This window comes from Streptomyces sp. NPDC087422 (genome assembly GCF_044744145.1).
GTDB lineage: Bacteria > Actinomycetota > Actinomycetes > Streptomycetales > Streptomycetaceae > Actinacidiphila.
The window spans coordinates 511,448-535,550 of record NZ_JBIUXT010000003.1 but is presented as its reverse complement, the minus strand read 5'-3'; the positions used below and the strand labels follow the sequence as shown (position 1 = coordinate 535,550).

At 71.2% G+C, this 24,103-nt stretch carries 19 protein-coding genes and 1 pseudogene; 10 read left to right on the top strand and 10 right to left on the bottom strand.

Annotated features, from left to right (window positions below; all coding sequences use genetic code 11):
• Positions 1-319: 319 nt before the first annotated feature.
• Together ACIO6U_RS11945 and ACIO6U_RS11940 are read left to right on the top strand one after the other, a co-directional pair.
• Positions 320-781, top strand: coding sequence for a MarR family winged helix-turn-helix transcriptional regulator (locus tag ACIO6U_RS11945; RefSeq protein WP_355336767.1), 462 nt, complete (start codon positions 320-322; stop codon positions 779-781).
• Between the two features lie 158 nt (positions 782-939).
• Positions 940-2,640, top strand: coding sequence for an MFS transporter (locus tag ACIO6U_RS11940; protein WP_401717908.1), 1,701 nt, complete (start codon positions 940-942; stop codon positions 2,638-2,640).
• On the opposite strand, the gene ACIO6U_RS11935 is transcribed toward ACIO6U_RS11940, so the two are convergent.
• Both ACIO6U_RS11935 and ACIO6U_RS11930 read right to left on the bottom strand, forming a co-directional pair.
• A complete protein-coding gene (locus ACIO6U_RS11935) occupies positions 2,525-3,937 on the bottom strand; it encodes a serine hydrolase domain-containing protein (protein ID WP_401718515.1) in 1,413 nt (470 codons plus the stop codon). The genes ACIO6U_RS11940 and ACIO6U_RS11935 overlap by 116 nt on opposite strands.
• Before the next feature lie 196 nt (positions 3,938-4,133).
• On the bottom strand, positions 4,134-5,189 hold the full coding sequence (locus tag ACIO6U_RS11930; protein ID WP_401717905.1) for a class I SAM-dependent methyltransferase: 1,056 nt from the start codon (positions 5,187-5,189) through the stop codon (positions 4,134-4,136).
• A 623-nt stretch (positions 5,190-5,812) separates the two neighbouring features.
• On the opposite strand from ACIO6U_RS11930, the gene ACIO6U_RS11925 reads away from it, so the two are divergent.
• Positions 5,813-9,109 carry a discoidin domain-containing protein gene (locus tag ACIO6U_RS11925; protein WP_401717902.1) on the top strand — a complete coding sequence of 1,099 codons (3,297 nt, stop codon included), beginning with the start codon at positions 5,813-5,815 and terminating at the stop codon, positions 9,107-9,109.
• Positions 9,110-9,248: 139 nt separating this feature from the next.
• Here ACIO6U_RS11925 and ACIO6U_RS11920 read toward each other — a convergent pair whose 3' ends face one another.
• Positions 9,249-9,929, bottom strand: coding sequence for a TetR/AcrR family transcriptional regulator (locus tag ACIO6U_RS11920; protein ID WP_401717899.1), 681 nt, complete (start codon positions 9,927-9,929; stop codon positions 9,249-9,251).
• Between the two features lie 79 nt (positions 9,930-10,008).
• On the opposite strand from ACIO6U_RS11920, the gene ACIO6U_RS11915 reads away from it, so the two are divergent.
• On the top strand, positions 10,009-11,166 hold the full coding sequence (locus tag ACIO6U_RS11915; RefSeq protein ID WP_401717896.1) for an FAD-dependent oxidoreductase: 1,158 nt from the start codon (positions 10,009-10,011) through the stop codon (positions 11,164-11,166).
• 14 nt (positions 11,167-11,180) lie between these two features.
• Here ACIO6U_RS11915 and ACIO6U_RS11910 read toward each other — a convergent pair whose 3' ends face one another.
• Positions 11,181-12,146, bottom strand: a complete 966-nt coding sequence (locus ACIO6U_RS11910) for a S41 family peptidase (protein WP_401717893.1) — start codon at positions 12,144-12,146, stop codon at positions 11,181-11,183.
• A gap of 57 nt (positions 12,147-12,203) precedes the next feature.
• Between ACIO6U_RS11910 and ACIO6U_RS11905 the strand changes: the two genes are divergently transcribed.
• Both ACIO6U_RS11905 and ACIO6U_RS11900 read left to right on the top strand, forming a co-directional pair.
• Complete coding sequence (locus ACIO6U_RS11905) at positions 12,204-12,731, top strand: ArsR family transcriptional regulator (RefSeq protein WP_391042058.1); 528 nt, start codon at positions 12,204-12,206, stop codon at positions 12,729-12,731.
• Between the two features lie 4 nt (positions 12,732-12,735).
• A pseudogene (locus tag ACIO6U_RS11900) lies at positions 12,736-12,950 on the top strand (hypothetical protein); the annotation flags it as partial.
• Here ACIO6U_RS11900 and dnaB read toward each other — a convergent pair.
• Positions 12,917-15,313: a replicative DNA helicase gene (gene dnaB / locus ACIO6U_RS11895; RefSeq protein ID WP_401718512.1), complete on the bottom strand. Its 2,397-nt coding sequence runs from the start codon at positions 15,311-15,313 to the stop codon at positions 12,917-12,919. The pseudogene ACIO6U_RS11900 and the gene dnaB sit on opposite strands and share 34 nt — an antisense overlap.
• 689 nt (positions 15,314-16,002) lie before the next feature.
• Here dnaB and ACIO6U_RS11890 point away from each other — a divergent pair.
• A complete protein-coding gene (locus ACIO6U_RS11890; RefSeq protein ID WP_401718509.1) occupies positions 16,003-17,463 on the top strand; it encodes an MATE family efflux transporter in 1,461 nt (486 codons plus the stop codon).
• Between the two features lie 246 nt (positions 17,464-17,709).
• Here the strand turns inward: ACIO6U_RS11890 and rplI are convergent, their stop codons facing one another.
• The 4 genes from rplI to rpsF all read right to left on the bottom strand — a co-directional run bounded on the left by rplI (position 17,710) and on the right by rpsF (position 19,463).
• Positions 17,710-18,159, bottom strand: coding sequence for a 50S ribosomal protein L9 (gene rplI, locus ACIO6U_RS11885; protein WP_355336647.1), 450 nt, complete (start codon positions 18,157-18,159; stop codon positions 17,710-17,712).
• 19 nt (positions 18,160-18,178) lie between these two features.
• Entirely contained in the window at positions 18,179-18,415 is a 237-nt protein-coding gene (rpsR, locus tag ACIO6U_RS11880; RefSeq protein WP_031512678.1) for a 30S ribosomal protein S18, read from the bottom strand.
• 49 nt (positions 18,416-18,464) lie between these two features.
• Positions 18,465-19,073: a single-stranded DNA-binding protein gene (locus ACIO6U_RS11875; RefSeq protein ID WP_355336648.1), complete on the bottom strand. Its 609-nt coding sequence runs from the start codon at positions 19,071-19,073 to the stop codon at positions 18,465-18,467.
• Between the two features lie 99 nt (positions 19,074-19,172).
• On the bottom strand, positions 19,173-19,463 hold the full coding sequence (rpsF, locus tag ACIO6U_RS11870) for a 30S ribosomal protein S6 (RefSeq protein WP_093711983.1): 291 nt from the start codon (positions 19,461-19,463) through the stop codon (positions 19,173-19,175).
• Positions 19,464-19,742: 279 nt separating this feature from the next.
• On the opposite strand from rpsF, the gene ACIO6U_RS11865 reads away from it, so the two are divergent.
• The 3 genes from ACIO6U_RS11865 (at position 19,743) to ACIO6U_RS11855 (ending at position 22,460) form a co-directional block, all read left to right on the top strand.
• On the top strand, positions 19,743-20,051 hold the full coding sequence (locus tag ACIO6U_RS11865) for a hypothetical protein (RefSeq protein WP_355336649.1): 309 nt from the start codon (positions 19,743-19,745) through the stop codon (positions 20,049-20,051).
• Positions 20,052-20,216: 165 nt separating this feature from the next.
• The gene (locus ACIO6U_RS11860; RefSeq protein WP_355336650.1) at positions 20,217-21,338 is read left to right on the top strand and encodes a peptidoglycan bridge formation glycyltransferase FemA/FemB family protein; all 1,122 of its coding nucleotides are present in this window, start codon (positions 20,217-20,219) and stop codon (positions 21,336-21,338) included.
• 81 nt (positions 21,339-21,419) lie between these two features.
• Positions 21,420-22,460: an alanine racemase gene (locus tag ACIO6U_RS11855; protein ID WP_355336651.1), complete on the top strand. Its 1,041-nt coding sequence runs from the start codon at positions 21,420-21,422 to the stop codon at positions 22,458-22,460.
• A gap of 45 nt (positions 22,461-22,505) precedes the next feature.
• Here the strand turns inward: ACIO6U_RS11855 and ACIO6U_RS11850 are convergent, their stop codons facing one another.
• Entirely contained in the window at positions 22,506-24,050 is a 1,545-nt protein-coding gene (locus ACIO6U_RS11850; protein ID WP_401717885.1) for a glycosyltransferase family 87 protein, read from the bottom strand.
• Positions 24,051-24,103: the final 53 nt, after the last annotated feature.

The following is a 24,103-nucleotide window of genomic DNA, read 5'->3' as shown; positions in this document are numbered from 1 at the left end:
CTCCCGGTGGTCGATCCTTCGCCCAGCTCGCCTGCGGTGCCGTGTGAGCGTGCCACGCTGCGTGAGGGCACCGGACGAATAGCGCGAAGCGTCACCACTGGAGAAACGGTTTCGCGTACTATCCGCCGCGCCGTCCCCGGAGTCCGTGTCTCCAGGTCTCCACGGGGTCCCGTCCCGCCGCCCCCGATAGGTCCACTACGGGATCGTCCCGTAGCGGACCTATTTTGCTAGTCTCCAAGACATGACCGCAGAGACAGCAGCGACCGCAGAGGCCGTGACCACCGCAGGACACGTCCCCCTGTCGGCGCGGACCGCCGACATGTCGTACCTGCTCCAGCACACCGCCCACGTACTGGCCACCCAGATGTCGGCGGCGCTCGCGGAGATCGGCATGTCGCCGCGCGCCCACTGCGTGCTGGCGCACGCGCTGGAGGCCGAGCGGACCCAGGCGCAGCTCGCCGAGCTGTCCGACCTGGACAAGACCACGATGGTCGTCACCGTCGACCAGTTGGAGCGGGCGGGGCTGGCCGAGCGGGTGCCGTCGGCGACCGACCGGCGCGCGCGGATCATCAAGGTGACCCCGGCGGGCGAGAAGGTCGTGGCCGAGGGCCAGGAGATCGTCGACCACGTGCACGAGGACGTGCTCGGCGCGCTGCCGGAGAGCGAGCGCACCGCCTTTGTCTCCGCGCTGAACCGGCTGGTCAACGGCCATCTCGCGACCCCCGCGGGCGCACCGGACGGCGGCCAGGGAGTGCGCCGCCCGCGCCAGTCCCGCAAGTAGCCCGCTCCGCCGCGGTCCGCCCCCGACCCCGCACCGCAGCACACCGCACCGCTCCACCGCCGGGCACGCGCCCGCAAGGTAAGCCCGTAAGAGATAGTCTTCAACAAAACCATCTGCTACGGTCGCTCCTGGTATCCCTTTCGCCAGGAGGCGACCTCATGCCACTCCGTCCCCATGCCGCCGGATCGTCGCGCGGCGCGGCTCTCGCGGTGCTCAGCGCGGGCACCCTGATGATCATCCTCGACGGCACGATCGTGAATGTGGCGCTGCCGTCCATCCGCCGTGACCTGGGCTTTTCGCAGTCGAGCCTCGCCTGGGTGGTCAACGCGTACCTCATCGCCTTCGCCGGGCTGCTGCTGCTCGCCGGCCGCCTCGGCGACCTGTTCGGCCGCCGCAGAATCCTGGTCACCGGCCTGGCGGCGTTCACCGTCGCCTCGCTGCTGTGCGGGTTCGCGGACTCCGCGGGGCTGCTGATCGCGGCCCGCTTCGTCCAGGGCGCGGCCGGTGCGATGGTCTCGGCCGTCAGCCTCGGCATGGTCATCGCGCTCTACCCCGACGCCCGCGGCCGGGCCCGCGCCATGGGCGTCTACAGCTTCGTGCAGTCCGCGGGCGGCGTCCTCGGCCTGCTCGTGGGCGGCATCCTCACCCAGGCCATCAACTGGCACTGGATCTTCTTCGTCAACCTCCCCATCGGCTCGGCCGCCGCCCTGCTCAGCCTGCGCCTGCTGCCCGACGACCGCCCGGCCGCCGTACGCGAGCCCCGCACGCCCCACGAGCCCAATGGTGAACCCCTTGAGCCCCGCGCCGGGAGCGCGCGTCCCGGGGTCGACGCGCCGGGTGCCGTCCTGGTCACCGCCGCCCTGATGCTGGGCGTCTACACCATCGTCGGGACCACCGGCCGGGGCTGGACGTCCCCCGCCACCGCAGGACTCGCGGCGCTGTCCGCCCTGTTGCTGGCCGGGTTCCTGATCCGTCAGACCAAGGCGGCCGAGCCGTTGATGCCGTTGCGGATCTTCCGCTCCCGGATCGTCTCGGGCGCGAACGTGGTGCTGGCGCTGATGGTCGCGGGCGGCTTCGGCTTCCAGTTCATGACCAGCCTCTACCTCCAGCAGGTGCTCGGCTACGGCCCGGTGCGGATCGGGCTCGCGCTGGCGCCGACCGGCGCGATGATCGGCGTGATGTCCCTGCTGCTGTCCGCCCGGCTCGGCGCCCGCTTCGGCCAGCGCGCCGTCCTGCTGCCCAGCCTGCTGCTCTTCGCGGGCGGCTTCCTCATCCTGGCGAGGGCCCCCTCCGCGCACGCCTCGTACCCCGCCGACATCCTCCCGGCGATCCTGGTCTTCGGCGTCGGCTTCGGCCTGGCCATGCCCTCCCTGATGACGCTGGGCATGTCGGAGGCGACCCCCGCAGACTCCGGGCTGCTGTCCGGCGTCTTCAACACCGCCCAGCAGATCGGCGGCGCGCTCGGCCTCTCCGTACTCGCCGCCCTGGCCGCCGCCCGCACCGACCGGAAGCTCGCCGCGGGCCACTCCGTACCGGCCGCCCTGACCAGCGGCTACCACCTGGCCTTCGTGGTCGCCGCCGGACTGCTGGCCCTCGGCGCCGCGGTCGCCGCCGTCCTGCTCAGGCCCCCGTCCTCGGACGGCTCGAAGGACAGCACGCAGGACAGCACGCGGAACGGCACGCAGGACAGCGCTCAGGACGGCGCTCAGGACGGCGCCGACCGCACTCCCGAGGCCAACGGCCTCAGCGCACCGGCCAGTTCCCCTGCCCGGAACCGGAGCCAGGACCGGGACCGGGACCGGGGCCAGGGCCAGGGCCGCCCGGCAGCGGCGCCGAAGGGTCGTACGGCACGCGTGTGAACACGAAGGACCCCAGGTCGAGATGGCCGACCGAACCGTCGGCGCGCCGCACCGGCCGCAGCGTCTCGCCCGCGTAGTACCCCTCCAGGCCGGTCCAGGTGCCGTCGGATTCCGCGCGGAAGCGCGCGCCGCGGCCCTGGCCGGTCAGCGGCGCGAGCGCGAGGTCGCCGGAGGCGTGGACGCGCAGGCTGTAGCCGGACGTGCCCCAGTACCAGGGGCCCGCCAGGTCGAGCAGCGCCGGGTCGAGCGCGTCGGCGGGCCGCCAGGGCGCGGGCAGGCCGGGCTCGGCGTCAGCGGTGATCGCCAGCAGGTCGGCGGCGATGGTGCCGATCGCGGGCCCCGAGGTGGAGTTGGCCATCGCGAGCGCGCCCACGCCGTCCGCGACGCTCACCCACACGGTGGCCAGGAAGCCCGGCATCGAGCCCGTATGGCCGACGAGCGGGCGGTCGCCGTGCCGGGTGAGCTGGAGCCCGAGGCCGTACCCCGAGTCGGGGTCGGCCGCGTCCGGCGGCGCGGCGGGCGCGCGCATCTCGGCCAGTGTCGCCGCGGCCAGCACGTCCGGGTGCCCGGCCGCGAGGAAGCCCGCCCAGCGCGCCAGGTCCTGGGCCGTCGACCACAGTTGGCCCGCGGGCGCCATCAGTCCGGTGTCCTGTACGACCTCGGGCCGCATCACGTCCGCCCACGGGTGGACGGCGAAGCCCCCGGCGGCCGGGGCCTGCGGCAGCGCCGTCGTACGCGGCATGCCCAGCGGGTCGAGCACTTCGGCCTTCAGGGCCTCGGCCCACGGCACGCCGCGTTTGGCCTCCACCAGGGCGCCGAGCAGCGCGAATCCGGGGTTGGAGTAGTGGTAGCGCCGTCCGGCCGGGTGTTTGACGGGGGCCGGGCCGAGGATGTCGGCCAGTTCCGGCCGCAGGTCGCCGGGGGTCCGCTCCCACCAGGGGCCCGGCGTCTCGGAGGCCAGGCCGGAGGTGTGGGTGACGAGTTGGCCGATCGTCAGACCGGTCACGTCCTCCGCGTCGTCCGGCAGGTCCGGCAGGTGCCGCGCCAGCGGATCGGTCAGCTCCAGCAGCCCCTCGTCACGCAGCCGCATCACCAGCACCGCCGTGAACGTCTTCGTGATCGAGCCGATCCGGTACTGCGTGTCGGCGTCCGGCGCGTGTCCCTCGATCATGCTGCGCGAGCCGAACCAGACCATCCGCCCGTCCCGTACGACCGCGCCGACGATCGACGGCGTACGGCCCTCGGCCTGGCCGACCGCGATCCGGCGCAGCAGGGCGCGGCGGGTGGCGGGCAGCAGTTCGCCGTCCGGCGCGGCGGGCGCGGGGCCGGGCGTCGGCAGCGCGTACGGGGCGGGGGCCGCGGGCCGGGGCCGGTCGGGGGACTGCGGTGGGTGCTGGGAATCGGTCGTCACTCGGCGCGCGCCTCTTGTCTCGGTACGGGGTCCGGGGCGGTCCTGGTGGCCGGATCCGTGCGCCCGGCCGACCTGGACTCCCCTACGGACGGTCGCCGTTACGGTAATCGGCGGTGCCGAAGCGGAGCGACACAATTGACATCCGCATCCCGCGCAGCAGCGGGATCAGATGCGAGACGGGCGCGATGGCGTACGGGCCGCGACCGCGCGGCAGGCGCAGGCTGCGGACCTCGGCGATGCGCGGCGAGGCGGTCGCGACCTTGCGGTACTCCTTGCCGTCCATGCCCCACAGCCAGCGCGGCGCGCGATAGCCGGGGCGCGCCGCGCTCCCGCCCGCGTCCGGCCCCACGTCCGGCCCCGCGTCCGTCCCTGTCCCGCCCGCGTCCGCGTCCCTGCGCGCCTCGGCCCGCGCCTGGGCGTCCGCCCGGGCCCGGTCGTCGGCCTGGGCCTGGCTGCGGGCGACCATCCCCCGGGGGAGGGCGTCGAAGAGCATCCAGCCGCCGGGGAAACGTTCCGCGCAGGCGGCGATCAGGCGTTTCACGTCGGACGGCGGCAGATACATCAACAGGCCCTGGGCGGTGACCAGTACGGCCTCGGAGTCGTCGACCTCGTCCATCCAGCCCAGGTCCAGCGCCGAGCGCGCCAGCGAACGGCGCCGTGGCGGATCGTCCGGAAGCAGAACGTCTCGGACCTCGACCGTCTCCGGCAGATCCACCGTCAGCCAGCGCACCCGGCCGTTGTCCACCCGCCAGAACTGCGTTTCGAGGCCCTCGCCGAGCGCCACCACCGTGCCGTCGGGGTGTTCGGCGACGAACCGCCGTACCTCGTCGTCCAGGCACCGCACCCGCAGCGCGTGCCATTGCGCCATGCCCGAGCCGCCGAACCGCTCGAAGGGGTAGTCGATACGGTCGACCAGCTCCACCGCGAGCGGGTCGTCCAGCAGCCGCGCCCCCGGCCGCCGGGCCTCGGCGGCCCGGTTGTACAGATTCCACAGCAGCGTTTCCGGTACGCCCTCCAGCTCGACCTTGAACCGGCCGACGCCGCCGGTCCCGCCCTCGTCGCCGCCGGCCGCCCCGCTCCCGTCGCCGTCCCGGCCGTCTCCGCTCACGCCACCACCGACGTCGTCGTTGTCGTCCATCCCCTTACGATCCCACTCGCCGCCGCGCCCGGCCGTGCCCGCCACGGCGGTACTTCGCAACCCCGTTGCCCCCGGCCCGCGTTGGGCCCGCTTGAAGAAAGCGGCGCCGTCCGGTCACGGCTGCGCGGAACCTTGACAGCGGTTTTCGCCAGGCGTAGACATCACGTCGGCCAGAGAGCGCTCTCACAGCCGTCCGGCGAGGCGGCGGGACAGCACCCCTCGGGCCGCCGCACAGCCGCACGCGCACGACCGCACCGCTGTACCAACCGCACGCGCACGACCGCACCGCCCGTACGACCGCACGCGCACGACCGCACCTCCGCACAGCCGCACCGCGCACGAACGCCGATCGTGGCCGCGAGACCGGGGTCGGTGCCGCACACCGCAGCAGGGCACCACCGACGTCCACCCCCCAACCGGAGGCTCGCGCGTACGCGGCGCACCTCGCCGCACGCCGCCGCGTGCTTGTCACGTGCCTGTCACGTGCGTGGCCGCGCGCTCGCCGCGCGGACCTCCGCAAGGACGGCGGTACGTGCCCTCGTTGTCGGTTTCTCACCCTCTCGCGCCCGTGCTCGCGGGCTTCCGCGAGCCGTCATCCGACACGTAGACACGTAGGAGCACACATGAGGGTCACCCCACGAGGGCTCTCCGCGCACCGTAAACGTTTCCGGTTCCCTCTCGCACGGTCACCGCAGGGCGTCCTGCTGATGGCGCTGGTGCTGATCGCCTCGGCGTATCTGTCCCTGGCGCCCACCTCCTCGCACGCGGCGACGCCGACCCTGCTCTCGCAGGGCAAGCCGGCGACCGCGTCATCCGTCCAGGACGCGTTCGCCGCGAGCGCCGCCGTGGACGGTGACACCGGTACCCGCTGGTCCAGCGCCGCGTCCGATCCGCAGTGGCTCCAGGTCGACCTGGGCTCGTCGCAGCCGATCACGCAGGTCGTCCTCAACTGGGAGACGGCGTACGGCAAAGCCTTCAAGATCCAGGTCTCGGACAACGCGACCGCCTGGACCGACGTCTACTCCACCACCACAGGCACCGGCGGCATCCAGACGCTCAGCGTCACCGGCACCGGCCGCTACGTGCGGATGTACGGCACCCAGCGCGCCACCCAATGGGGTTACTCGCTCTGGGAGTTCCAGGTCTACGGCGGTTCCGGCGGCGGTACGCCCCCGGCGACCTGCGGCACCACGACCGCCGCGCTCGGCAGGCCCGCCACCGCGTCCTCGACCGAGAACGCCGGGACCCCCGCCTCCGCCGCCTTCGACGGCAACGCGGGCACCCGCTGGTCCAGCGCGGCCTCCGACCCGCAGTGGGTCCAGGTCGACCTCGGCTCGTCGCAGACGCTGTGCGGCGCGCAGTTGACGTGGGAGACGGCGTACGCGAAGGCGTATCAGATCCAGGTCTCGACCGATGGTTCCACGTGGAACAACGCGTATTCCACGACGACCGGGGCCGGTGGCACCGAGAATCTGTCGTTCAACGCGACCGGCCGCTATGTGCGGATGTACGGCACGCAGCGGGCGACGCAGTACGGCTACTCGCTGTGGGAGTTCACGATCCTGACGCCCGGTGGCAGTACGACCTCCCCGCCGCCGAGCGGGGGCAACGGCAACTGCCCGTGGGTCGGTTCCACGGCTCCGGTGGCCACCCGCGTCCAGCAGGTCATGGCGCAGATGACCAACGCGCAGAAGGTCTCGATCCTGCACGGCAACAACAACGCGACGCCGTACATCGGCAACATCACCGGCGTACCGTCGCTGTGCATCCCGAACATCGGCCTCCAGGACGGGCCGCACGGTGTCGGTGACGGCCTCGGCGGCGTCACGCAGATGCCGTCGGCGAACGCGTCCGCGGCGACGTGGGACGACGCGCTGGAGCAGCAGTACGGCGCGGCGATCGGCGCGGAGTTCGCGGGCAAGGGTGTGCAGGTGGCGCTCGGCCCGACGCTGAACATCGTGCGCGACCCGCGCTGGGGCCGGGCCTTCGAGACGTTCAGCGAGGACCCGTACCTCAATGGGCGGCTGGCGGCGGCCGACATCCGGGGCATCCAGAGCCAGGGTGTGATGGCCGAGATGAAGCACGTGGCCGTCTACAACATCGAGAATCCGGCGGGGACGGTCGTCGTCGACAACCGGACCATGCAGGAGCTGTATCTGCCCGCGTTCCAGGCGGCGGTGCAGCAGGGCTCGCCGGCGGCGGCGATGTGCGCGTACAGCGTCGTCAACTCCGTACCGGCCTGCCAGAATCCGGCGCTGATGAACGTCGGGCTCTACCAGCAGGCGGGCTTCGGCGGCTTCATCACCAGCGACTGGGGCGGCGCGCACTCCACGGTCGAGTCCGCCAACGCCGGTCTGACGGTGGAGATGCCGAACGGCTACTTCTACGCGGACTTCCTCGCGCAGGCGGTCGCCAACGGGACGGTCAGCCAGGCCACGCTGGACACGATGGTGAGCAGGCTGCTGACGCAGTTCTTCGCCTTCGGTCTCTTCGACAAGGCGCCCAGCGGTTCGCGGGACGCCGTCGTCACCACCCCGGCGCATGTGGCGACCGCGCTCCAGGGCGCGGAGGAGGGCACCGTACTGCTCAAGAACAACGGCATCCTGCCGCTGTCCACCGCCACCACCCACTCGATCGCGGTGATCGGCTGGGACGGCGGCGCGGGCGTGCAGTCCATCGGCGGCGGCAGTGCGACGGTGACCAGTTCCGGCACGGTCTGGCCGATCACCGGCATCCAGAACCGGGTCGCGGGCACCGGCACCACCGTGCAGTACAACGACGCGTCGAATCTCGCGTCGGCGGTCACGCTGGCCCGCTCCTCCGATGTCGCGATCGTCTTCGCCAGCGACAACTACGGCAACGAGGAGCACGACACCACCACGCTCGACCTGCCGCCGGTCGGCAACGCCCAGACCAACCAGAACGACATGATCGCCCAGGTGGCGGCGGCCAATCCGCACACCATCGTGGTGCTCAACAACAGCTCGGCGATCAACATGCCGTGGCTGAACCAGGTCGCGGGCGTCTTCGAGGGCTTCTATCCGGGCCAGCAGATCGGCACGGCGATGGCGGCGCTGATCTTCGGTGACGTCAACCCGTCGGGCAAGCTGCCCGTCACCTTCCCGAAGTCGCTCGCGGACGTGCCCGCGCACACCCCGGCGCAGTGGCCGGGGACCAACGGCACGGTGCAGTACAGCGAGGGGCTGAAGGTCGGCTACAAGTGGTACGACGCGCAGAACATCGAGCCGCTGTATCCGTTCGGCTTCGGCCTGTCGTACACCACCTTCTCCTTCTCCGGGCTCCAGGTCGGCGCGCTGTCCGGTGGGAACGCCACCGTGCGCGCGACGGTGACCAACACCGGGACGCGGGCGGGTACCGAGGTCGCGCAGCTCTACGTGGGCGACCCGGCCTCCACCGGCGAGCCGGTCCACCAGCTCCGCGGCTATCAGCGGGTCACGCTCAATCCGGGCCAGTCGCAGACGCTGACCTTCACGGTGTCCACGCACGACCTGGCGTACTGGAACACCGGCACCAACGGGTGGACGACGGCGGCGGGCAGCTACCAGATCCTGGTGGGGGACTCGTCGCGGAATCTCCCGCTGAGCGGCACGCTCAGCGTGCCGACGCAGGTGAACGCCGCGGCGGCGCGGGTGGGGGGCGGCGACGCCTCGTACGCCGTGCCCAATCCGCACGGCATGAGCAGCCCGCTGCACACGGCGGTGGACTGGGCGCTGGACCGGAAGGCCCCGAGCGGCACGGCCTTCTCGGCGACCGGTCTCCCGCCGGGGATCTCGCTCAGCTCGGCGGGGCGGTTCACGGGCGCGGCCACTGAGCGGGGTACGTACACGGTGACGGTCACCGCCCGTACGTCCTCGGCTGCGGCGTCCGCACCGGTGACGTTCGTCTGGACGACCACCTAGCCGGTTCGGTTCCGGCTCCGGTGCCCTCCCGCGGGGGCGCCGGGGCCGGGACCTCCCCGGTGAGCATCGCGGTCGAGGGCGACCACGCCTGCATCCGCAGCTTCGAGACCGCGCTCAAGACGCGGCGCCCGCGCCGGCCCTAGCGCGAGATGTGGGCCTCGATGCCGTCGAGGAGGAAGTCGAGGCCGAGGCGGAAGGTGTGGTCGGCGTCGAGGTGGGCGGCGTCGTGGATCACGGTGGACAGGGCGGGGAAGCGGCCGGTGGCGAAGGCGCGTTCCAGGTAGGGGCCCAGTGCGGCCTGCCAGCGCTTCTCGTCCAGGCCGGTGGCCCGCTCCGCGCGGCGGGCGGCGATCTCGCGGCGGACGGCGCCGGTCACGTAGGCGTCGACCGCGGTGACCACGGGCATGACGGCGTCCACGTGGACCCCGTCCAGCGCGGCGACCACGGCCTCGCCCCTGGCCAGCGCGTGCGGGCCGAGCTGCGGCCGGCCGCCGAGCAGGTCGGCGAGCCACTCGTGGTCGTGGGCGGCCTGCCGGGTGGTCTCGGCGAGCGAGCGCAGGACCTCCCGCCAGGTGTCCCCGACCGGCCGGATCTCGGCGTGGATCGCGTCGACCATCAGGTCGAGCAGTTCGTCCTTGCTCTCGATGTAGCCGTACAGCCGCATCGGTCCGACGCCCAGCGCGGTGGCGACCTTGCGCAGCGACACCGCGTCCAGGCCGTCCGCGTCGGCCAGCTCGATCGCGGCGCGGACGATCCGCTCCCGGTCCAGGGGGGCCGGTACGGGTCGATTCGGCGGCTCGGGCCGCTCCCACACCAACATGCCGCATACGGTACATCGCATTGTCGCGATACAGTGTATCGACTCGTACGGTGTATCGAAGGAACCGAAGGGGACACCCATGCCAACGACCACCACCCCGACCCCGAGCCCGACCCCGACTGCGGGCGCGGCGATCGCCATCGTCGGGGCCGGCCTCGGCGGCCTGGCCCTCGCCCGCGTGCTGCACGTCAACGGCATCGACGCCGTCGTGTACGAACGCGAGGCGTCACGCGCCGCGCGCGGTCAGGGCGGCATGCTCGACATCCACTCCGGGCAGCGGGCGCTGCGCGAGGCCGGGCTCATCGACCGATTCCACGCGATAGCCCGCGGCGAAGGCCAGGACATGCGCCTGCTCGAACCGGACGGCACCCTGCTGCTCCAGGAGGACACCCCCGAGGACGCCCCGCTCGACCGCCCCGAGGTCGACCGCGCCGACCTGCGCGACCTGCTGCTGGACTCCCTCCCCGAGGACACGGTGCGCTGGGGGCACGCGTTCACCTCCGCCGCCGACGGCCTGCTGCGCTTCGCCGACGGCGGCAGTACGACGTACGACCTGCTGGTCGGCGCGGACGGCGCGCAGTCCCGGGTCCGCCCCCTGCTCACCGACGCCCGCCCGGCGCACATCGGCCAGAACATCGTCGAGCTCGGCATCCCCGACATCGACCGCACGCACCCCGACCTCGCGGCCATGGTCGGTCGCGGCAACTACTGGGTGCTCGGCGGAGGACTGTCGCTGGCCGCACAGCGCAACGGCGACGGCCGCGTCCGTATCGGCCTCAGCTTCTACAACACCGACGAGGACTGGTTCGCCACCAGCAAGATCCCCTTCGACGACCCCGCCGCCGCCCGGGCGCGCCTGATCGACCTGCTCCCCGGCTGGCACCCACGGTTCACCGCCCTGATCGCGGCCTGCGACGACACCGTCGTGCCACGGGCGATCACCACCCTCCCGGTCGGCCTGACCTGGCCGTCGACACCGGACGTCACGCTCATCGGCGACGCCGCCCACCTGATGCCACCGGTCGGCGAGGGCGCCAACATGGCCCTCCTCGACGGCGCCCTCCTCGGCCTCGCCCTGGCCGCGCACCCGGAGGACATCCCCCGCGCCGTCGCGGAGTACGAACGCGAGATGTTCGCCCGTACCGGCGCCGCCGCCCGCGAGTCGGCCCGCGTCCACGACATCCTGACGTCGCCCGACGCCGGCCGGAGAATGCTCGCGTTCTTCCAACCGGCCTGACCGCCCGGAAGGGCTCAGCCCGCCAGTCGCGCGAGGGCCAGCGCGTGCGCGCGGTCCAGGGCGTCGGCGGCGGCGCAGGGGACGTCCGGCCGCACACCGGTGCCTTCCCAATTCGTGCCGGAGACGGGGTTGACCGCGCGGCCCACGGGGATGGTGGCCTCGAGGTGCGGGTGTACGGTCCAGCCGTTGCACGGGTGCGCGCCGCCGCGGGTGCGCTCGCCGACGACGACGGCGCGGCCGAGCTGTTGCAGGTCGTAGGCCAGCTCCTCGGCGGCGGAGAAGGTGCTCTCGCTGGACAGCACGTACACCGGGCCGCTGCCGCCGAAGCGGGCGCCGGGGACGTGGGGCAGGCTCCAGGACTGCTCGCCGCGCTCGCCGTTGCGCTCGCCGCCGCGCTCATCGCCACCCCCATCGCCGCGCTCATCGCCGCGCTCATCGCCGCGCCAGTACATGGTGTTGAGGTGGGTGCGCTCGTCCAGCAGGTAGCTGCACACGAAGGCGACCGTGTCCGGGTCGCCGCCCCGGTTGGCGCGAAGGTCCACGATCAGCGCCTGGGCGCGGGAGGCCAGGGTGAGCGCGGCGCCCAGCGGCTCCGCGGCCCACTCCAGCGGGAACAGCATCGGCCCAAGCGTCAGTACGGCGACGCCGCCGTCGAGCAGCTCCAGCCGGGGCACACCGCCCAGCGAGGTGTCGAAGTCCCGGCGCATGGCGGCCAGGCCGGCCGCCCCCTGCTCCGGGGAGACCGGGTCGGCGTGGTGCTTCAGCCTCAAGTGCCGGTCGCCGTTGAGGGACTGGAGGTCCGCGGTGACCAGCCGGGCCAGCTCCTCGGCGTCGTCGACGCCGTACGCGCCCTCGGCGAGACGCCGTCGCAGCAGGGCGGCGAGCTGCTCGGCCGTCTCGGGGAAGACGTAGTGCTCGGTGAGCAGCCGGGCCGTCTCGTCGATGACAGGGGCCGGGTGGAGGTTCGTCGGAATCGTCATGGCTGGGAGTAGAGCACCGTCCTTGCGAAAGCGTCAAAGACTTTAGACACTTTCGGTATGTCCGATCAGCCGACCTACCCGCCGCCTCCCGAGGACGTCCTGGAGATCAGCGCGCCCGAGCAGTTCGCGGCGCTCTCCCACCCCTTGCGCCAGCGGCTGCTCTTCGCCCTGGGCCAGCGGCCCGCCACCGTCAGCGGGCTCGCGGCCCAACTCGACGCGAAGAAGGGCAACGTGGCCCACCACCTCAAAGTGCTCCGCGAGGCCGGGCTCGTCCACATCGCCGAGACCCGTCAGGTCCGCGGCGGCACCGAGCACTCCTACCAGCGCACGGCCCGCCGCATGCTCGTCGCCGAACCCCAAGCGGCAGGCACCGCCGCGATGTTCGCCGCCGTCGCCCACGAACTGGACCGCTCACCGGTCGCCCCCCACCTGACCCTCCGCCACCTCCGCCTCAGCCCCGCCCAGGCGAAACACCTCGGCGACACCCTCACCCAACTCGTCGACGAGACCCCCGAAAACACCGAATCCCAGCCCGTCCACGGCGTCCTGGTAGCCCTCTACCACCACACCCCGCCCACCCCATAACCAACCCCGCCCCCGGCACCCGCCGGCAGTGCGTCTGCCCCGGGGCATTGGGTCCGTTGGCAGGTGAACCATCGGTTCAGTAGTGCCGCCGGAACACGGGACTGGTCGTACTGGCTCGACACGTTCAACATCGCCTACGGGCCGGTCGATCCGAAGGTGTTCCTGTCGGAGCCGACCGTCCCCGGTCAGGTCTGGGCCATGTCCACGAAGCGGGAGTAGTGGCCCTGGAAGGCGACCGTGATGGTGGCGGTGGGGCCGTTGCGGTGCTTGGCGACGATCAGGTCGGCCTCGCCCGCGCGGGGGGACTCCTTTTCGTAGGCGTCTTCGCGGTGGAGGAGGATCACCATGTCGGCGTCCTGCTCGATGGAGCCGGATTCGCGCAGGTCGGAGACCATGGGCTTCTTGTCGGTGCGCTGTTCGGGGCCACGGTTGAGCTGGGAGAGCGCGATGACCGGGACTTCGAGCTCCTTGGCGAGGAGCTTGAGGTTACGGGACATGTCCGAGACCTCCTGCTGACGGCTCTCGGGGCGGCGCGAGCCGCCCGACTGCATGAGCTGGAGGTAGTCGATGACGACCAGGCGCAGGTCGTTGCGCTGCTTGAGGCGACGGCACTTGGCGCGGATCTCCATCATCGACAGGTTCGGCGAGTCGTCGATGTAGAGCGGCGCCTCGGTGACGTCCGACATCCGCCGGGCCACCTTCGTCCAGTCGTCGTCCGTCATGGTCCCCGACCGCATGTGATGCAGCGCCACCCGCGCCTCGGCGGACAGCAGCCGCATCGCGATCTCGTTGCGCCCCATTTCGAGCGAGAAGATGACGCTGGGCATCTTGTTGGCGATGGAACACGTCCGCGCGAAGTCCAGCGCGAGCGTGCTGTTGTGGGTGGGCACCATGGAGCGGGTGGCCAGGTACAGGTGGTCCGGGTTGTCCACCTGTACGCAGCGGACCGGGACGCTCGTGACCGGGGTGACGGAAGTGATGTACCGCGTGACCTGCTCGCGTTTCCACTGCCCTCGAGCGGAACTCGCCTTACGCGGAATCCGGGCAAGAGGAAGATTCGTCGGAACGATGACGTCCCAGGAGTCCGCGCCGATCACGCCGGCCCTGGTACGCCCTGTGCGGTGGTGAACCCGCGGGACGCAACCGAGGGAGACGACAAGCTCACAGAATCCGTCGACCAGTTCGCGATGGGTGTTCGTGAACCGATAGGCCCCGTCGCCATCGACGGTCCCGTCCGAATCCACCATGCCCTGCGCCAGCGCCAGACGCTGGTCGAAGGACGCGCGCAGGTACCCGGCCGGGATGTGCTTGCCAGCGGACATACCGAGCTGGCTCCACGCGTCCCTCAGCCCACGCACACCGAAGTGGCCGGTGCTGCTGTGCCGACGAGCGTCATACCCAGCCGCGTCGAACTCCTTGATCAGCCAGTCGCGGTCCTGTGGATCGCAGGCGACACGCCCGCTTCCGGCGGTATCGCCGTCTCCGAGGAGGTAGCCGAGCACGTACGGATCGACGGGCAGATCGACTTCAGGGCCGACGAGAGCCCTCGTGGCCGGGATCGCGTGATTGTTCTCGTGCAGCGCACGGACCGTGGCGGCGATCTCCCTGGTGCTGCGCGGCCTGACTGCCTTGCTCTCGGGTTCGGGACGATTCCACTGCTCCTGGGCGGCTCCCGCGGTCCTGCCGGGTTTGGTGCCGGCGGATGACCGTGAGGGAGACCAGGACGGCCAGTTGTCCGGGTAGGAGGTGGCCTCTGGCCTCGCGTGGTCGAATGCCTCGCGAGTGTTCCGGTCCCAGGTGAGCCACTGATGGCCCGCGTCAGCCAGGACCTTCGTACCGTCGGAGAACGTGACCTCGTAGCAAGGACGCCCGACCATGACGTCGGTGGCGGCGACCACTCGGGTCGGTGTGCCGTCGGCGGCGAGGAGGTGGTCGCCGACCTGGACCGCGCCCATCGTCGTCCAGCCGGTCGGGGTGGGCAGGGGGGTGTCGAGCGCCAGGGCCTTGCCCATCGCCGGGCGGGCGGCGATGACGATCATCTGGCCGGGGTGGAGGCCGTTGGTGAGGGAGTCGAGGTCGGTGAAGCCGGTGGGGACGCCGGACATCTGGCCGCTGCGGGAGCCGATGGCCTCGATCTCGTCGAGGGCGCCCTCCATGATGTCGCCGAGGGGGAGGTAGTCCTCGGAGGTGCGCTGTTCGGTGACGGCGTAGATCTCGGCCTGGGCGTTGTTGACGATCTCGTCGACGTCGCCGTCGGCGGCGTATCCCATCTGGGTGATGCGGGTGCCGGCTTCGACGAGGCGGCGCAGGACGGCGCGTTCGTGGACGATCTCGGCGTAGTACTCGGCGTTGGCCGCCGTGGGGACGGCGTTGACGAGGGTGTGGAGGTAGGGGGCGCCGCCGACGCGGGCGATCTCGCCGCGCTTGGTGAGTTCGGCCGCGGTGGTGATGGGGTCGGCGGGCTCGCCGCGGGCGTAGAGGTCGAGGATCGCCGCGTAGATCGTCTCGTGGGCGGGGCGGTAGAAGTCGGCGCCCTTGAGGACTTCGACGACGTCGGCGATGGCGTCCTTGGAGAGCAGCATGCCGCCGAGGACGGACTGTTCGGCGTCGAGGTCCTGCGGGGGGACGCGCTCGAAGCCGCCGCCGCCCTCGGACCAGCGGTTGCTGTCGCTGTCGTCGTTGCCGTTCTTCTTGCGGAAGCGGGTGACGGGGGGCCGGTCGCTCGGACCGGCTTCCGGGGGTGCTTCCCCCCAGTGCTCGTCCGCGGGTTCGGGCTGGCTCATCCGCGCCACCTCCTCCCGTCCCTGCGGACCGTTCGACCGCGTTCGACCGCACCCCGTTACGTGCCACGCGTTCGTGGGGCACGGCTCTTTCTTACGGCACGGCGCCGACATTTGAGTCACCCGGGGCCGCTCGCGGCGCGTCGGGGGACGGTCCACGGTAGGGCTCTCGGCGGCCCTGACCAACCCGGTTATCCACAGGGGGTGTGGACGGCGGCGGCATACCTGTGGAGAAGTGGCCCCAACCTGTGTACAGCCCTTGGGACGACGCTGTGGACAAGCTGACAATCTACTCAAGGGAACGGCTCTGACCTGGCCTTTCTCCATCCATAGCCTGTGCAGGAGAAAAAAATTCACGGTCGGCCCAAGATCGCCACAAACAACGCGGAGGAGATCACTCTACGCAGTCACCCGTAATAGTCGAGGGTGGCCTTTACCTCTTACTTGTGGACGATTACCCTGTGCATGTGAATCCGGTCGCCAAGCCCGCAGTGGAGAAGGATCCGGCCTCGTCCCCCCGCACGCCCGCCCGGGGCCGCCACGACCGGGAGATCCTCGCCCTCGCGGTCCCCGCCTTCGGCGCGCTGGTCGCCGAACCCCTCTTCGTCATGGCCGACAGCGCGGTTGTCGGCCATCTCGGCACCGCCCAGCTCGCGGGCCTCGGCGTCGCCGCCGCGCTCCTCACCACCGCCGTCAACATCTTCGTCTTCCTGGCGTACGCGACCACCGCCGCCGTCGCCCGCCGGGTCGGCGCGGGCGACCTGCCCGCCGCGATCCGCCAGGGCGTGGACGGCATCTGGCTCGCGCTGCTGCTGGGCGCGCTGGTGATCGCCGTCGTCCTCCCGTCCGCCCCGGCCGTGGTCGACCTGTTCGGCGCGTCGCCGACCGCCGCACCGTACGCGACCACGTATCTGCGGATCAGCTCGCTCGGCATCCCCGCGATGCTGATGGTGCTGGCGGCGACCGGCGTCCTGCGCGGCCTCCAGGACACCCGCACCCCGCTGTACGTGGCGGTCGGCGGATTCGCCGCCAACGCGGGGCTCAACGCGGGCCTGGTGTACGGCGCGGGACTCGGCATCGCGGGCTCCGCGTGGGGCACGGTCATCGCCCAGAACGGCATGGCGGCCGTCTACGTGTGGGTGGTGATCCGCGGCGCCAAGCGGCACCTCGCCAAGCCGCACCTCCCGACGCGGGACGACACGACGCCGCACCTCGCGCCGCGAGACGACACCGCGCCACACGCCCCCGCGACGGACGCCCGTACGGGTGCACGCTCCGCCCTGTGGACCCTGTTGCGCCCCGACCCCGCAGGCATACGCGCCTGCGCCCGAGCCGGCGTCCCCCTCCTCGTCCGCACCCTCAGCCTGCGGGCCGTCCTGCTCATCGCCACCGCCGTCGCCGCGGGGCTCGGCGACGCCGCGATCGCCGCCCACCAGATCACCCTCACCGTCTGGTCCCTGCTCGCCTTCGCCCTGGACGCCATCGCCATCGCGGGACAGGCGATCATCGGCCGCTACCTGGGCGCGGACGACCCCGAGGGCGCCCGCGCCGCCTGCCGCCGCATGATCGAGTGGGGAGTGGCCTGCGGGGTCGTCCTGGGGCTGCTGGTGACGCTGGCCCGGCCGCTGATCGGGCCGATGTTCACCTCGGACCCGGCCGTACGGGACGCGCTGGCGTCCGCGCTGCTGGTGGTCGCGGTGGCGCAGCCGGTCTGCGGCATCGTCTTCGTCCTGGACGGCGTGCTGATGGGCGCGGGCGACGGGCCGTATCTCGCCTGGTCGATGCTGGGGACGCTGGCCGTCTTCGCGCCCGCCGCGCTGGCCGTGCCCGTCCTGGGCTGGGGGCTGACCGCGCTCTGGTGGGCGATGACCCTGATGATGCTGACCCGGCTCGCCGCCCTGTGGCTCCGGGCCCGCTCCGGCCGCTGGATCGTCACGGGCGCCGCCCGCTGAGAGCCCGAGCCACCCGCTGAGGAGCCCGACGCACTCGCCGAGAGCGCGAGCCGCCCGCCGAGGAGCCCAAGGCACTCGCCGAGAGCCCGAGCCGCCCGCCGACCCGCCCGCCGACACACCTCACAGCGAGCGGCCAGACCTCACAGCGCCCGCCGCCCCCGGAACCCCGGAACGACGAAGGGCCGGGCACCCCCGTAATCGGGGTGCCCGGCCCTCCCTGTTCCACGTGGAACACGGCGGTCGCGATTACGCGGCCACGACCTCCAGGTCGAGGACGGCCTCGACCTCGGGGTGCAGCCGCACCGTCACCTTGTGCGCGCCCAGCGTCTTGATCGGCGAACCGACCTCGAGACGACGCTTGTCGACGGCCGGACCACCGGCGGTCTTGATCGCCGCGGCGATGTCGGCCGGGGTGATCGAGCCGAACAGCCGGCCGGTGTCACCGGCGCGGGTGCTGAGCTGGACCTTGACGCCCTGGAGCTGCGCCTTGACCGCGTTCGCGTCGTCCAGCGAGTGGATCTCGCGGATGCGGCGGGCACGGCGGATCTGCTCGACGTCCTTCTCGCCACCCTTGGTCCACGCGATGGCGAAGCCACGCGGGATCAGGTAGTTGCGGGCGTAGCCCGGCTTGACGTCGACGATGTCGCCCGCGGCACCCAGGCCGCTGACCTCGTTGGTAAGGATGATCTTCGACATGCTTCAGGTCACCCTTTCCTTATCGAGCGGTCGACGTGTAGGGCAGCAGCGCCATCTCACGGCTGTTCTTCACGGCCGTGGCGACGTCACGCTGGTGCTGCGTGCAGTTGCCGGTGACGCGGCGGGCACGGATCTTGCCGCGGTCGGAAATGAACTTCCGCAGCATGTTCGTGTCCTTGTAGTCCACGTACACGGTCTTGTCCTTGCAGAACGCGCAGACCTTCTTCTTCGGCTTGCGCGGGGGCGGCTTCGCCATGGTGATTCTCCTAATGCGATCTTGCGATCAAGAAGTGAGGATGCCCGCCCTAGAAGGGCGGCTCGTCCGAGTAGCCGCCGCCGGAAGAAGCGGCACCGGAGCCGCCGCCCCAGTTACCGCCACCGCCGCCCTGGCCGCCGCCGGCCGGCGCGCTGGTCGCCCACGGGTCGTCGGCGGGAGCACCGCCGCCGCCCTGGGGCTGGCCGCCACCGGAGCTTCCGCCCCAGTTGCCGCCGCCGCCCTGGCCGCCGCCTCCGCCGAACCCGCCGCCCTGCTGACCGCCACGACCGCCACCGCTGGTCTTGGTGACCTTGGCCGTCGCGCTCTTCAGGCTGGCGCCGACTTCTTCGACGTCCAGTTCGTAGACCGTCCGCTTGACGCCCTCACGGTCCTCGTACGACCGCTGCTTCAGCCGGCCCTGCACGATGACGCGCATGCCTCGCTGGAGCGACTCGGCGACGTTCTCGGCCGCCTGCCGCCAGACCGAGCAGGTGAGGAACAGGCTCTCGCCGTCCTTCCACTCGTTGGTCTGCCGGTCGAAGGTGCGCGGAGTGGACGCGACTCGGAACTTCGCGACCGCCGCACCCGACGGGGTGAAGCGCAGCTCGGGGTCGTCGACAAGATTGCCGACAACCGTGATGACGGTCTCGCCTGCCATGGGATGACCTCTCGGCGGTGTGCTGACTGCTTCTGGCTGCTGCTACTGACTACTGCTGGCTACTACTCGGTTACTGCCCCGGTGCGCTGAGCGGAGAGCTCAGTGCAGTTCGGGGCGGAGGACCTTGGTCCGCAGAACCGACTCGTTCAGGTTGAGCTGACGGTCGAGCTCCTTGACGACCTCAGGCGTGGCCTTGAGGTCGACGACCGAGTAGATGCCCTCGGGCTTCTTGTTGATCTCGTAGGAGAGGCGACGACGGCCCCAGGTGTCGACCTTCTCCACGCTGCCGCCACCATTGCGGACGACGGCGAGGAAGGACTCGATCAGCGGGGAGACAGCGCGCTCCTCAAGATCGGGGTCGAGAATGAGCATGAGCTCGTAGTGACGCATAGGGGAACCCACCTCCTTTGGACTCAGGCGGCCACGGCGTTTCCGTGGCAGGAGGGTTTGTATCTGCGTCGCAACGGTAGCGCGGGGCACTGACAGTCGAGTGACAGACAGTCGAGCGGCGGATCGGTCCGAGGACCGTTCCGCCGAGTCGGGCGAGGCCCGGCCCACGCACAGACACCGGTGCAGACCGTACAGACTACCCGCACAGGTCCCCCGGGTTGAAATCCGCCCCCTTTTGCCCCCAATCTGGACACATCTACTCCGTCACGGAGGTGCCCCATGGCACAGCACGCGGAACGGACCCACCACCTCACCTTCAACACCGACGGCCGGCCGCACCCGCTGGAGAACACGCTGGTCGCGGTGACCGTCGTCCTCGGCGCGATCGCGATCATCTCCTCGGCCTTCAACAGCCTGCATCTGCTCAGTTCCTGGACCGGTCTGGTCGGCATCCTCACCGGGGGCTACGGCCAGTTCATCTCGGCGACCACGGCGGAGCGGTTCGCTCTCGTCATCGGCCTCGGCATGGCGGCGGTCGGCTTCTACATCGGTGTCGCGCACGGCGGGCTGTTCGGCGGGCTCTGGTAGCGACGGCCGGCAGTCGCCGACAGCACCGGCGAGCAGTAGCGAGGGCGCTTCCCCCGCGCAGTAGGCTTCGGGCCAGAAAACAGCACCGGAAACCCACCACAAGCAAGTAGTGAGCATTCCAGCCCGCAGTCGTGAAGTTCGTCGTGAGTTTGGGGAGCGCCCCGCATGAGCCTGACCCTGAGGACCATCAGCCGCGAGCAGCATCTGGCGTACATCCAGAGCCTGCCCTCGGCAAGCCACTGCCAGGTCCCGGCATGGGCTGATGTGAAGTCGGAGTGGCGGTCGGAGAATCTCGGCTGGATCGACGACAGGACCGGCCAGATCGTCGGCGCCGGTCTGGTGCTCTACCGGCAGATCCCGAAGGTCAAGCGGTACCTGGCGTATCTGCCCGAGGGCCCGGTCATCAACTGGTACGCGCCCAACCTGGACGAGTGGCTGAAGCCGATGCTCGCCCACCTCAAGCAGCAGGGCGCCTTCACCGTGAAGATGGGCCCGCCGGTGATCATCCGCCGGTGGGAGGCGAACACCATCAAGACCGGCATCGCCGACCAGGACGTCAAGCGGCTGCGCGACGTGGAGGCCGACTTCATCGAACCGCGCGCCTTCGAGGTCGCGGACAAGCTGCGCCGGATGGGGTGGCAGCAGGGCGAGGACGGCGGCGCGGGCTTCGGCGACGTACAGCCGCGGTACGTGTACCAGGTCCCGCTGGAGAACCGTTCGCTGGACGACATCCTCAAGGGCTTCAACCAGCTCTGGCGGCGCAACATCAAGAAGGCCGAGAAGGCCGGTGTCGAGGTGGTCCAGGCCGGCTACGACGACCTGCCGACCTGGCAGAAGCTCTACGAGGTGACGGCCGAGCGCGACCACTTCAGGCCGCGCCCGCTGTCGTACTTCCAGCGGATGTGGACCTCGCTGAACGCCGAGGACCCCAACCGCATGCGGCTCTACCTGGCGGTGCACGAGGGCGAGGCGGTCGCCGCGGCGACGATGCTGACCGTCGGCCGGCACGTCTGGTACTCCTACGGCGCCTCGGCGAACCACAAGCGTGAGGTGCGCCCGTCCAACGCGATGCAGTGGCGGATGCTGCGGGACGCGTACGCGATGGGCGCCAGCGTCTACGATCTGCGCGGAATCAGCGATTCCCTGGACGAGAACGACCATTTGTTCGGTCTGATTCAGTTCAAGGTGGGCACGGGCGGGCAGGCTGCCGAATACTTGGGCGAGTGGGATTTCCCGCTCAACAAGCTGCTCCACAAGGCGCTCGACATCTACATGTCGCGTCGCTGACCCCGGGCCCGCGCATGGGCCACGACAAGGCCCGCGCGCGGCCCGCCGAAGGCTCGCTCAAGGAAAGGTCCCGACCAGGCCATGGCCCTCACCCTGTACGTCGACACCGCACGCTGGCGTGCACACCACCAGTCCGTGGTGGACCAGTTCCCCGGCATCGTGCCGGTATGCAAGGGGAACGGGTACGGCTTCGGCCATGAGCGCCTCGCCGACGAGGCGACCCGGCTGCGCGCCGACATGCTCGCCGTCGGCACGACGTACGAGGCCGCCCGGATCAAGGACTACTTCAGCGGCGACCTGCTGGTGCTGACCCCGTACCGGCTGGGCGAGGAGCCGGTACCGCTGCCGGACCGGGCGATCCGCTCGGTGTCCTCGGTGGAGGGTGTGCGCGGTCTGGTCGGCGCGCGGGTGGTCATCGAGGTGATGAGCAGCATGCGCCGGCACGGCGTGGCCGAGGACGACCTGGTCAAGCTGCACACGGCGATAGACGACGTACGCCTGGAGGGTTTCGCGATCCACCTGCCGCTGGACCGCACCGACGGTACGGACGCGGTCGAGGAGGTCTTCGCCTGGATGGAGCGGCTGCGGGCGGCCCGGCTGCCGCTGCACACGATGTTCGTCAGCCACCTCAAGGCGACCGAACTGGCGCAGCTCAGGCAGCAGTTCCCGCAGACCAGGTTCCGGGCGCGGATCGGCACCCTGATGTGGCTCGGCGACCACGACGCGACGGAGTACCGCGGCGCGGTGCTCGACGTCACGCGGATCGTCAAGGGCGACCGGTACGGCTACCGGCAGGAGAAGTCGGCCGCCGACGGCCATCTGGTGGTCGTGGCGGGCGGCACCTCGCACGGTGTGGGCCTGGAGGCGCCGAAGGCGCTGCACGGTCTGATGCCGCGGGCCAAGGGGGTCGCGCGGGCGGGCCTGGCGACCGTCAACCGCAATCTGTCGCCGTTCGTGTGGGCGGGCAAGCAGCGCTGGTTCGCGGAGCCGCCGCACATGCAGGTGTCGATCCTGTTCCTGCCGGGTGACGTGGCGCCGCCCGCGGTGGGCGACGAGCTGGTGGCGCACCTGCGGCACACCACGACCCAGTTCGACCGGGTCGTGGACCGCCACCCGTCGTAGGACGCCTGTCGCGCCCTTCTCTGCTGGGCTGGCTTCTCCAGTCGTCTAGTCCTTCTCGTCCACCGCGGGCGAAGTCGTCGTGGGCGCGGAGTCCGTCGGCATCGTGGTGCCCCACTCGACCCGCTGTCCGGCGAAGGGCGCCGCGTGCCGCGGCTCGTGGTGGACGGCGCCGAGCACGAACACGTCCTCCGCGCCGTCCAGGATTCCGCCCGAGGGGTCGTCGTCGCCGTCCTGCCGCAGTACGTCGTGCTGCGGCAGGAGGATGTCGCGGATGACCATGCCGCACAGGTAGAGCGTGCCGAGCAGGTGCACGGCGATGGCGAGGTGGTAGCCGTCGGCGGACAGACCGTGGTGCTTGGTGCCGCCGGTGACGTACGCGAGCTGCATCCAGATGCCGATGAAGTACAGCACCTCGGCGCCCTGCCAGATCAGCAGGTCGCGCCAGCGCGGGCGGGCGAGCACGGCGAGCGGGAGCAGCCACAGCACGTACTGCGGCGAGTAGACCTTGTTGCTGATCACCAGCGCGGCCACCAGCAGGAAGGCGAGCTGTGCGAAGCGCGGGCGGCGCGGGGCGTACAGCGCGAGGGCGGCGATCCCGGCGCACAGCAGCAGCATCAGGGCGGCCACGTACGCGCTCACGCCGGTCAGCGGGTTGCCGGTGCGCTGCATGACGATCAGCCACAGCGAGCCGTAGTCGACGCCGCGGGTGCGGCTGAAGCTGTAGAACTCCGACCAGCCGTGCCGGGCGAGCAGGATCACCGGGCCGTTGACCACCAGCCAGGACAGGACGGCGCCGCCGAGCGCCGTGCCGAAGGCCCGTAGCCGCCCGGCGCGCAGGCACAGCAGGAACAGCGCGAGCAGCAGCAGGACGGGGTAGAGCTTGGCCGCGGTGGCCAGGCCGATCAGGATGCCCGCGGCCAGCGGTCGGCTGCGGGCCCACAGCAGCATGCCGACGGCGGTCAGGGCGACGGCGAACAGGTCCCAGTTGATGGTCGCGGTGAGCGCGAGCGCGGGGGACAGGGCGATGAGCAGGCCGTCCCAGGGGCGCCGCCGCTGGGTGCGCGCCACGCACGTGACGAGGACGACCGCGCAGATCATCAGCATCGCGGAGTTCACGATCCAGTAGATCTGCGCGCGGTGCTGGAGGTCGCCGCCGTGCGGGGTCAGCCAGGAGGCGACCTCCATGAACAGGCCGGTGAGCACCGGGTACTCGAGGTAGTGGAAGCCGCTGCCGGAGACCGAGTCCGGGATGCGGTCGAAGTACGGGACCAGGTCGGTGGCGAAGCCGCGCTGCGAGTACAGGTGCGGGATGTCGGAGTAGCAGGCGTGGATGTACTGCGGGGAGCCGCCCTGGAACCAGCCGCCGGAGTAGCAGGACGCTTTCTGCGCCATGCCGAGGGCGAACATTCCGATGACGACGAGCACCATCACGCGGACCGGGTTCCACCAGCGGTAACCGCCGGAGCGGGCCCACCGTCCGGTGGGCCCGCCCAGGAACTCACTGCCGGCCGCGGCGACCGGGTCCTCGTCGGAGGGTCGCACGGGGAGCTCTCGCCGGTCGGCCTCTTCGCGGTCGCGCACGCTCGTCATGGCGAACATCCTGCCGTACCGGTCTGTGTGAGCGAGAGTCCCCGGGGACACCA